Source organism: Lactobacillus sp., assembly GCF_051873315.1.
Taxonomy (GTDB): Bacteria; Bacillota; Bacilli; order Lactobacillales; family Lactobacillaceae; genus Lactobacillus.
This window is the reverse complement of the sequence record NZ_JBJEES010000059.1, coordinates 29,829-40,011: the sequence shown is the minus strand read 5'-3', so window position 1 is coordinate 40,011 and position 10,183 is coordinate 29,829. Positions and strand designations below refer to the sequence as shown.

The following is a 10,183-nucleotide window of genomic DNA, read 5'->3' as shown; positions in this document are numbered from 1 at the left end:
ATTTAGTCATGAAAATAACCCCCGAAATTAGTGTCCTAATTTCGGGGGTCATATCTGCCTTCTGTTGAGGCAGATCCTTTTGCGTATGCTGTTTAGCGGCCTTTTTTAGAGTAGTTGATCAGATACTTGGCCAAAGCAATTAGGCCAAAGACTGCTAAAATGACTACGATGACCGTCATGATTGTAAACCAAGGCATTTTCATCACTCCCAATGCTATGCAAGTTAACTATATCTCTTATCCATTATATCATCATTTCTTTTCGCTTACAGTCTTTAAAACGGATCAATCAATAATAGCCAGGCTGTTTCTTTCCAGAACTGTTGCAATTTTCTTCATTTCGTCTTCAGTATCGTCTGACAATGTTATTTGTAAGATCAGAGCTTCAGCTTCATCTGTAGTTAATCTTAATTGGTAGCCATTTCTGTGGAGAAATAAGAGCGTACTAATATACGCCGTGCGTTTATTTCCATCTTCAAAAATATATTTCTTGGTTATTTTTTGCATGATGTAGGCAGCTTTCAGCCAAATAGTCGGGTAAAGTTCTGTGCCAAAAACAACCATCTGAGGTTGCTCAACTACGACAGACAAACCTTGAGGGTATTGCAAGTCTGTTGCTTTCTGCCCTAGTCTTTCTAGAACTCGTTTATTAACCGCTACTATCTCTTCAGCGCTTAAGTATTTCATTCGTCTTTCAGCCGCTCCATCAATTCGCGATTTTCGTCAAACAGTTTATCAATTAAAGCAAGTGTTTCAGGACTAACCTTTTTTCTCTTTTTAAAAGTAATTGTTTGACCATCGGGAGATATTTCTTTATCAAAAACATCTCCAGCGTTGGCAGACAATAATTCCTTGTCGTGCTTTGTCACTCTGAAACCATACGAATTTCCGGATTTAAACAGTTTAGACGTCCCAATTGAATGTTGCATTACCATCACCTCGTAATTACATTTTAGTATTTTGTAATTACGAAGTAAATTAATTAGCCTCCTGTTTTACTTCTTATTTAAGCAAGCTGGCGGCTGCCTGGTCGGCAATCACGGTCACGTTCGGGTGCTTTTGCAGGACGCTGGCTGGGACATCCGTAGTTACTGGCCCTTCAACCATGGCCTGAATAGCCTTAGCCTTGCTTTCTCCCTTGGCCAAAAGGATGATCTCCTTAGCCGCCATGATATTGGCAATCCCCATGCAGATGGCGCTCTTTGGCACTTCATCAATGCTGTCGAAGAAGCGGGCGTTGGCCTTGATCGTGCTTTCCGTCAAAGCCACTTCATGAGTAACGCTGTCAAAGGGCGTGCCTGGTTCGTTGAAGGCGATGTGTCCGTTCTGCCCGATCCCTAAGACCTGCAAGTCTACCGGGTTTTCCGCTAAAACCTGATTGTAGCGGCCGCACTCTGCCTGGATGTCCTTTGCCTGGCCGTCCGGCAGGTAGGACTGCTTGAATGGCTTGTACTGGAAGAGATGCTGGTTCATGAAGTAGTGGTAGCTTTGCGGATTTTCCGGGCTGAGGCCAACGTATTCATCCAAGTTGACGCTGGTCATTTGACTGAAGTCGAGCTGGCTGGCCACCATTTCCTGGTAGAGCTCAACCGGTGAAGACCCGGTTGCCAAGCCCAAGGTCTTTGCCCCTTCGCCAACTGCCTTTGCCAAAAGGTCAAAGGCCTGCTTGCCTAATTCACTGGCGTTTTTCACAACAATAACTTTCATGATGATCACGACTCCTTGATTTTTTACTCACTCATATTGGTATAGTCCATTTTAGTTCCGCGGAGATTTTTTGTCAAGGTATAGACCAATAAAACTTGCTAAAATCCAAGTGCTTTTTTCAAAAAAATGGCCGCCCTTGTACTATGCTTAGAGGGAAAAAGAAATAGAAAGAAACAATAAAGCAAAGCAGAAAAATAGGAAATATATGGAGGCAAGAGCATGAAATACATGACCGTCAAAGGAGAAAAACTAAGCCAGCTGGGCCTGGGCACCTGGAACATGGGAGAAAATGCCGGCAAGCGGGAGGAGGAAACCGCGGCCATAAGGTATGGCTTGTCTGCTGGGGTCAACGTGATCGACACCGCTGAAATGTACGGGGAAGGGCGGGCCGAAAGCCTGGTCGGTGCAGCTATTAAGGACCTGGACCGGAGCCAGCTCTTCCTCATCTCCAAGTTCTACCCCTGGCACGCCAGCCCCCAAGAGCAGAAAAAAAGCCTGGCCGCCAGCTTGAAGCGGCTGGGGACAGACTATCTGGACCTGTATCTTTTGCACTGGAAGAGCGACTATCCTTTGGCAGAAACCGTCAAGGGCCTGCAGGATTTGCAAAAAGCTGGCCTGATCCGCCACTGGGGCGTCTCCAACTTCGATACGGCTGACATGCAAGAGCTGGTAGATATCGCTGGGGAAGGGGCAGTTTTTGCCAATGAAGATCTCTATAATATCGACAAGCGGGGCGTTGAATATGACCTCCTGCCTTGGCAAAAGCAGCACGGCATCGCCTTTATCGGCTACTCGCCTTTTAACTCCGGCGACGGGCAATCCATCCCGGTTAAACCCAGCTTAAAGCAGATCGCGGACAAACGGGGCGTGTCTGTCCACCAGGTATTGCTGGCCTGGACCATGCGGACCGGGCAGGTCTTATCCATCCCCAAGGCTGGCTCAGTTGCCCACATGCGGGCCAACCTGGCCGCTGATGACCTGGTCTTGACGGCTGAAGAACTGGCGGCCTTGGACCGGGACTACCTGCCACCCAAACATAAGCAGCCTTTGGAAAGCATTTAGTTTTTTGCATACAGGAAGCAAAATTCCCGCAGAAAGCTGATAAATAAACGGATGGTGGTTGACAGCGGCTAAAGAGAGCACTATCATGCAGTTTGTAAGAATGTTGGGAAAGAAAAGAGTGTAACTGCATGAAAAATAAAAAGAATATCGCTTATTTTATTTACGCTGTTTTGACGGCAGCGATTCTGGTTCTGGCCAGAAAGCATTTCGTTGAACTGAAGGGGAGCAGCCTGGATCTGGCGAACACAGGCTATTACACCTATGCCGTCAGAGACCAGATCTTGTCAGGAGACTTGCTCTTCTTTGACTGGGTCAGCGTCATGCTGCCGCGGCTGGATCTGGCCGGGATTGAGCCGCTCTTGCTGACCCGGCACTTGAGCCGGAAGCAGTTTACCCTGTTGCGGCTCAAGTGGTCCTGGCCTTACCTGGCCTGCCTGTTTGTGATCCACTTGATCTACTGGCCGGGCAGCTGGCTGGCGGCCGTATCCCTTATCCTGCTCTTTGCCGCAGCTGCTGGGATGACTCTTTACCAGCGCCGCTACTTAGGCGGGATCAAAGACGGCATCTGGGTCTTCGCGGCCTTCGCGCTTTTGCGCCTGCTGGCAACTTTGCTTTTTAAGATCTGAAAAAAGCCTTGCTCCCGCGTGCGGAGTAAGGCTTTTCGTTTGCTTTAGTTTTTGACCAGACCTTGCTTGTCGCGCTTGATCAAGCTCAAGACGCAGGCAAAAATCAAGAGGGTGAAGACGAAGAGGACGATGAAGGCGGCTTGTGACCCCATCACTACCTGCTTGCTCTGGCCCTGGTAAGGACTGCCGGCGATGGCAATGATCACGGACATGGCCGCGGTCCCAATTGAGCCAGAATACTGCTGCAGCATGTTGAAGAGGGCGTTGCCGTCGGCGATGTGCATGACTTCCAGCTGCTGCAGGCCGATGGTCATAGAGTTGTTGTACATCATGCTGAAGCCGGTCATGAACATGACGTGGAAGATCACGATCAAGGCAATGGAGAGCTTTTGGGCAAAAATGATGTAGAGCAGAATGCCGGCCATGGCCAGGATGCTGCCGATTAAGAAGAGCTTCTTGAAGCCCTGGCTGTCCAAGAGCCGGCCCATTACCGGCCCGAAGAAGGCGGACAAGAGGCTGCCCAGGAGCAGGAGCATCCCGCTGGTCAAGGCACTGGTCTTCAGACCCAATTGCGCCAGGTTAGGGATGACAAAGGTCAGGCTGATCTGGATGAACTGCAGGAAAGTGTAGATCAGCAGGCCCAGGTTAAAGCTGATATTTTTCAAAACGGCAATATTAATGATGTGGGCCTTGCCTTCCTGCTTGGCCAGCTTGAAGAAGATGACAAAGGAAATGACCGTGACCAAAAGCCCGCCCCAAACCAGCGGACTGGCAAAGCCGGAGCTGAGGTTGTTGACGGCTAGGGTCAAGGCAACCAGGGCCAGGACGATCAAGAGGTATTCGCTGAAGTTGAAATGATTCCGGTGAGCCTCGTTGTCGCTCATGAAGCAGGCCGCGATAATGCAGAAGATGATGGTGATCGGCAGGGTAAAGATAAAGTTGAACCGCCAGTTAAGAGCTGACAGGCAGATCCCCCCGTAGGTTGGCCCAAGTGACGGGGCCAGGGCAACGATCATGCCTGCTGTCCCGACGAAAGAGCCTTGCTTGGCCCGGGGAACCTCCAGCATGATGATTGAGAAGAGCAGGGGCATGGAAATCCCCGTCCCGATCCCTTGAATGACCCGGCCCAGCAGCATGACCCACAAGGTATTGGACAGCATGCAGATCACCCCGCCGATGACAGAGGCCGTGCCCGCGGCGATGACCAGGCTCTTGAACTTGAAGCTGCGCTGCAGGTAGGCAGCCAGGACAATCGTCAAGGTAACGGCCAGCAGGTAGGCAGTGGTAATCCACTGCACGTTGTTCAAGGACTGGTTGAAGACCTTCATCAGGGTTGGGAAGGTCACGTTCATTGACGTTTCGACCAAAACCCCGCTGCAGGCCACGCCCGCGGTCCCGATGATCGACCAGATCACGGAAGGGGCAACTTTTTCATGAGCTTCCATTAAATTATTACCTCCAATAAAAAACTCCGCTTCCGCGAATTCGCGACCGGAAAAGGGTCTTTGAATTCGGCTAGAAACGGAGTTGCTACTCAGTTTTAAATTCTAGTGAACTAAGCTCCACAAAGCTTGTTCTAAAAACTTGTCATTAATCTACTTTAACATTTTTTCGGAAAAAATGTCAGTAAAAAACAGGGCTTTTGCCCTGTTTTCATTATTTCGACTTGATGTAGTTCTGCCCGTCGGCAGCTGGCCCGACGGTCTTGCCGAAGAAGACCACCAGAACGATGATCGTCAAGACGTAAGGCGCGATCTGCAGGTAAACGGATGGCAGGCTAGAAATGCCTGGAATCTGGTCCCCGATGATACTCAAGCTTTGAGCAAAGCCAAAGAAGAGGGAGGACAGCATAGCGCCGATTGGGTTGTAGCGGCCGAAGATCATGGCAGCCAGGGCCATGAAACCTTGCCCGGCAATAGTGGAAACTGAGAAGTTCCCGGCAATTGCTTCAGCGAAGACGGCCCCGCCGATCCCGCCGAGGAAACCGGAGATCAAGACGCCGGCGTAACGCATCTTGTAGACGTTGATCCCCAAAGTGTCGGCAGCTTGCGGGTTTTCACCGCTGGACCGCAGGCGCAGGCCAAAGCGGGTCTTGTACAGTACCCAGTAGAGGAAGATGGACAAGACGATGGCCACCCAGGCTGGAGCTGAAGTGTTCTTGAAGAAGACCGGCCCGATAACCGGGATGTTGGCCAGGCCAGGGAAGGAGAAGTAGCCGAAGTTTTGGTTGATGTTTTCGGTCTGCCCCTTGTTGTAGATGGCCTTGACCAGGAAGACGGCCAATGGCGGTGCCATCAAGTTCAAGACCGTCCCGGAAATAACGTGGTCAGCCCGCCAGTTGATCGTGGCAACGGCGTGCAGCAGGGAGAAGATGATCCCGACAACCCCGCCCAAGAGGGCACCCAGCCATGGAGTAGCGGCGCCGAAGGTTGAGGCGAAGCTCAAGTTGAAGACGATGGAGGTGAAGGCCCCCATGGTCATGATCCCTTCCAAACCAACGTTGACGATCCCTGAGTTTTCACTGAAGGTCCCGCCCAAAGCGGTGAAAATCAAGGGAGCTGAATAAACTAAAGTTGATGAAACGATTAAGGCTAAAACAGTCACGAAGTTCATTATGCTTCCCCTCCTTTTTGCTGGTCACTAGCGGCTTGCCGGCTGGCGGTTTCCGCCGTGGCAATATAGGTCGCGGTCTTGTCAGACTTCTTTTCCTTGAAAAGGAGGCCGACAGCCCAGCTGATGGCTACGAAGAAGATAATGGCAGCGATGACGATAGAAACGATTTCAAATGGAATCCCGGCTGCCGTCTGCATCCCCAGGCCACCGATCTTCAAGATGGAGAAGAGCAGGGAAGCCAGCAAGATGCCGATGGCACTCATGCCGCCCAAAAGGGCAACGGACATGCCGTCCCAGCCGATGTCCAAGGTAGTCGTTTGGGTGAAGTAGTTCTGGTAAGTACCCAGACCTTGTACAACACCGCCCAGGCCACAGAAGGCCCCTGACAGGAGCATGGAGATGATGATGTTCTTCTTGTCGCTCATGCCGGCGTAACGGCTGGCGAATGGGTTCAAACCAACTGCCTTGATTTCAAAGCCGACCGTGGTCTTCTTCATCAAGAACCAGAAGAGAACCAGGGCAATGATGGCCAGGAAGATACCGCCGCTGATCCGGGAGTCGCCGAACATTTCGCTCAGCCACGGAATCCGCAGGCTGCCGTTGGCCCCGATGGTCTTGGTAGTGTCGGTGTCAACGCGGAGGTTCTTGTTCATGACGTCCTGGTGCAGGTATTGGCAGAGGTAGAGGACGGTATAGTTAAGCATGATGGTTGAGATAACTTCGTTGGTTCCGAAGTAGGCCCGCAGCCAGCCGGCAATCCCGGCAACCAAGGCACCGGCAATGATCCCGGCGATGATTTCAAATGGCAAGAGGATGTAGACCGGCAGGCTCTTGAAGGCCAGGCCGATCCAGATAGCGGTCAGCCAGCCAGCTTGCGCCTGGCCCGGCAGGCCGATGTTGAAGAAGCCAGCGGCTGAAGAGATCTGGAAGCCGATGGCGATAAAGATCAACGGGGTGGCGTTCCGGATGGTTTCCCCGATCCCGTTGGCTGAGCCCAGGGCACTTTCAAACATTGAGCTGTAGGCCTGGAATGGGTCATAGCTCCAGACCAGCATGATGATGGCCCCGACTAAAAAGCCGGCAATAACAGAAACGATCGGCACTAAAAGCCGCTTGGCTTTAGGGCTCACCTTAATCATTAGCGGCAGCCTCCTTCTTGGTATTCTTCCCGGTCATAAGCAAACCGAGTTCAGTTTCACTAGTCTGGTCAGGCTTGACTTCACCTGATTCGGCCCCGTCGTGCAGGACGACGATCCGGTCAGACAGCTGCAGGATTTCGTCAAGTTCGTAGGAAACAAGGAGAACGGCCTTGCCGGCGTCTCTTTGCTTCAGCAGCTGGCTGTGGATGTATTCGATGGCCCCGACGTCCAGGCCCCGGGTTGGCTGGAAGGCAATGATCAAGTCAGCGTCCCGGTCAAGTTCCCGGGCGATGATGGCCTTTTGCTGGTTACCACCGGACAGGTCACTGGCCGGCAATTGTTCGCTGGTCGTGCGGACGTCGAACTTCTTGATCAGTTCCCGGGCGTGTTCCCGGATGGCCTTTTCGTTCATGATCCCGTGCTTGGAGTAAGGCTCCTTGTAGTAGGTCTGGATGGCCATGTTTTCAGACAAAGGCAATTGCAGGATCAAGCCGTACTTTTGCCGGTCGGCAGGGATGTGGCCGACGCCGGCTTCAGTAATTTGGCGGACTGGCTTGTTGGTCAGGTCCTGGCCGTTGATGACGACCTGGCCGCCTTCAACATGGCGCAGGCCAGTGATGGCTTCGACCAGTTCGTCCTGGCCGTTGCCGTCGATCCCGGCCAGACCAAGGATTTCCCCGCTGCGGATAGTGAAGGAGAGACCCTTGACTGCTTCGGTCCCCCGGTCTTCGTTGACGTGCAGGTCCTTGACTTCCAGGATATTTTTGCCCAGATTGAGGGGAGCCTTGTCCAGCTTAAAGTTAACATGGTGGCCAACCATCATTTCGGCCAATTGTTCGTCATCCGCGTCAGCGACGTTGACGGTTTGGATGGACTTACCAGCCCGGATGACAGTGACCCGGTCGGCACTTTCCTTGATTTCCTTCAGCTTGTGGGTGATCAAGATGATGGACTTGCCTTCCTTGGCCAGGTTCTTCATGATCTTGATGAATTCAGTGATTTCCTGCGGCGTCAAAACGGCAGTTGGTTCGTCGAAGATCAAGATGTCGGCCCCGCGGTAAAGGACCTTCAGGATTTCAACTCTTTGCTGCTGAGCGACGGTGATGTCGGAAATCTTAGCGTCAGGGTCGATGGCCAGGCCGTATTGCTTGGACAGGGCCAGGATCTTTTCTCTGGCGGTCTTGAAGTCCAAGGCCAGGCCCTTAGTGGTTTCGTGGCCTAAAATGATGTTTTCCAGGACAGTGAAGGCCTGGGCCAGCATAAAGTGCTGGTGCACCATCCCGATCCCCAGGCTGGTAGCGACGTTTGGGCCGGAGATGTTGACTTTCTCGCCCCGCACGTAGATTTCGCCAGAGGTTGGTTCGAGCAGGCCGGAAAGAATACTCATTAAAGTAGACTTGCCGGCGCCGTTTTCGCCAAGAAGCGCCAGGATTTCGCCCTTGCGGAGCGTGAGGTTGATATCGTTGTTGGCCTTAAAACCGTTAAAGTCTTTCACGATATGGCGCATCTCAATGATGTTTTTGATCTCTTTTTCCATATGACAAAACTTTCTGTATTACTTTTACAAAAAACACTCCGTAAATATGCGGAGTGTTTCAGATTGACTACTATATATTGTGCTACTTACTTGGAGTAGTTGCAACTTTAATTTTGCCAGCCAGGATCTGCTTGCGGGCAGCTTGAACTGCCTTCCAGGTCTTGGCATCAAGGTTCCCCTTAGTGACAGAGACGCCATCGTGAGCTAAGCCGTAGGAAATTACCTTACCGCCAGGGAATTTGCCCTTGTAGGCTTTGTCAGCGATGTCCTTGCATGCGAAACGCAGCCCCTTTAATACGGAGGTCAGCGTGAAGTTGGCCTTCTTGCCGTCTTTTGAAGTGTAGTTGCCCAGGTTTGACTGGTCAACGTCGACACCGATGACCCAGACCTTCTTGGCAGCCGTAGTTGCCTTGTTGCGGGTCTTGGCTTCGGTGAAGACACCGTTACCGGCGTTGCCGGCAGCTTGGTAGATGATGTCAGCGCCGTCAGTGTACATTGACTGGGCGATTGACTTGGCCTTGTCGGTTGAGGTGAAGTTACCGATGTATTGGTCGTAAACGGTGATCTTCTTGCCTAAGGCCTTGGCACCATCCTTGACACCTTGCTTGAAGCCGGCTTCGAAGAGTTCCAGGACGCTGGACTTGGCCCCGCCGATGAAGCCGACCTTGTTGCTCTTGGTGGTGTAGGCAGCAGCCAGACCGCCAAGGTAGGAAGCTTCGTTGCTCTTGAAGCCGACGGAAGCAACGTTCTTGCGGCCAGTTACGACAGAGTCGATGATGACGAAGTTCTTCTTAGGGTACTTCTTGGATGCGGCTTTAACTGAGTCAGTCAGCATGTAGCCAACGCCGAAAATGGTTTGGTAGCCGGCTTGAGCAGCTTGAGTCAGGTTAGGGGTGAAGTCAGCAGCAGATGATGATTCAAAGTACTGGTAACCGCCCTTGCCTTGCTTGAGGCCGTGTTCCTTGCCGTAGTCCTTGAAACCAGACCAGGCAGCTTGGTTGAAGGAGTGATCGTCGACACCGTTACCGTCAGTGATCAAGGCGATACCGTGCTTGGTGTCCTTGTTGACGGAGGTGTTGGACTTCTTGCCGGAGCAGGCAGTCAATACAGCAGCAACTGACAGAGTGGCTGCCCCAGCGGCAACCAATTTCTTGTAATTAAAGCGCATAGCGAAATTACTTCTTTCTTTTTCTTCTTTTCTTTTTCATAGACGAACGATTATGTATTAAAGATAGCATTTAGTTTGGAAAAAAGCAAGAGAATAGATAGGCGAATATTCGCTTTTTTGGACAAATTTGGAGAAAAAATTTTTTAGTGGCTAGGAAAACGGTTGATTCACGAACAAAGCAACAACTTTGTATAGACCAGTTCCTGGACTGGGAAGTTTAAGATAGTTGTGATACAATTAGTAGCAGATTAGAGAATCAGGAAAGTTAGCTAATCTGGGGCAGCCGCGAGGCTGCCTTTTTTGTTGCAAGTTATAACCGTTAAGAAAAAGGC

Annotated in this window: 10 protein-coding genes; 2 read left to right on the top strand and 8 right to left on the bottom strand. The window is 51.4% G+C overall.

Annotated features, from left to right (window positions below; all coding sequences use genetic code 11):
- Positions 1-284 precede the first annotated feature (284 nt).
- From ACI32D_RS03260 to nagB, 3 genes are all read right to left on the bottom strand, one after another.
- Positions 285-686: a type II toxin-antitoxin system death-on-curing family toxin gene (locus ACI32D_RS03260; RefSeq protein ID WP_439775215.1), complete on the bottom strand. Its 402-nt coding sequence runs from the start codon at positions 684-686 to the stop codon at positions 285-287.
- Positions 683-928, bottom strand: a complete 246-nt coding sequence (locus ACI32D_RS03255; RefSeq protein ID WP_302188485.1) for a hypothetical protein — start codon at positions 926-928, stop codon at positions 683-685. Before ACI32D_RS03255 ends, ACI32D_RS03260 begins: the two co-directional genes overlap by 4 nt.
- Positions 929-1,001: 73 nt before the next feature.
- Entirely contained in the window at positions 1,002-1,706 is a 705-nt protein-coding gene (nagB, locus tag ACI32D_RS03250) for a glucosamine-6-phosphate deaminase (RefSeq protein WP_439775214.1), read from the bottom strand.
- Positions 1,707-1,925: 219 nt separating this feature from the next.
- Between nagB and ACI32D_RS03245 the strand changes: the two genes are divergently transcribed.
- Positions 1,926-2,768 carry an aldo/keto reductase gene (locus tag ACI32D_RS03245; RefSeq protein ID WP_439775213.1) on the top strand — a complete coding sequence of 281 codons (843 nt, stop codon included), beginning with the start codon at positions 1,926-1,928 and terminating at the stop codon, positions 2,766-2,768.
- A 128-nt stretch (positions 2,769-2,896) separates the two neighbouring features.
- Positions 2,897-3,394, top strand: coding sequence for a hypothetical protein (locus ACI32D_RS03240; RefSeq protein WP_439775212.1), 498 nt, complete (start codon positions 2,897-2,899; stop codon positions 3,392-3,394).
- A gap of 44 nt (positions 3,395-3,438) precedes the next feature.
- Here ACI32D_RS03240 and ACI32D_RS03235 read toward each other — a convergent pair whose 3' ends face one another.
- The 5 genes from ACI32D_RS03235 to ACI32D_RS03215 all read right to left on the bottom strand — a co-directional run bounded on the left by ACI32D_RS03235 (position 3,439) and on the right by ACI32D_RS03215 (position 9,851).
- Complete coding sequence (locus ACI32D_RS03235) at positions 3,439-4,839, bottom strand: MFS transporter (protein WP_439775211.1); 1,401 nt, start codon at positions 4,837-4,839, stop codon at positions 3,439-3,441.
- A gap of 211 nt (positions 4,840-5,050) precedes the next feature.
- Positions 5,051-6,007, bottom strand: a complete 957-nt coding sequence (locus ACI32D_RS03230; RefSeq protein WP_439775210.1) for an ABC transporter permease — start codon at positions 6,005-6,007, stop codon at positions 5,051-5,053.
- Positions 6,007-7,146: an ABC transporter permease gene (locus ACI32D_RS03225; RefSeq protein WP_439775209.1), complete on the bottom strand. Its 1,140-nt coding sequence runs from the start codon at positions 7,144-7,146 to the stop codon at positions 6,007-6,009. Before ACI32D_RS03225 ends, ACI32D_RS03230 begins: the two co-directional genes overlap by 1 nt.
- Positions 7,139-8,683, bottom strand: coding sequence for an ABC transporter ATP-binding protein (locus ACI32D_RS03220; RefSeq protein ID WP_439775208.1), 1,545 nt, complete (start codon positions 8,681-8,683; stop codon positions 7,139-7,141). The genes ACI32D_RS03225 and ACI32D_RS03220 overlap by 8 nt, the downstream gene beginning before the upstream one ends.
- 82 nt (positions 8,684-8,765) lie before the next feature.
- Entirely contained in the window at positions 8,766-9,851 is a 1,086-nt protein-coding gene (locus ACI32D_RS03215; protein ID WP_439775207.1) for a BMP family lipoprotein, read from the bottom strand.
- Between the last annotated feature and the right edge of the window lie 332 nt (positions 9,852-10,183).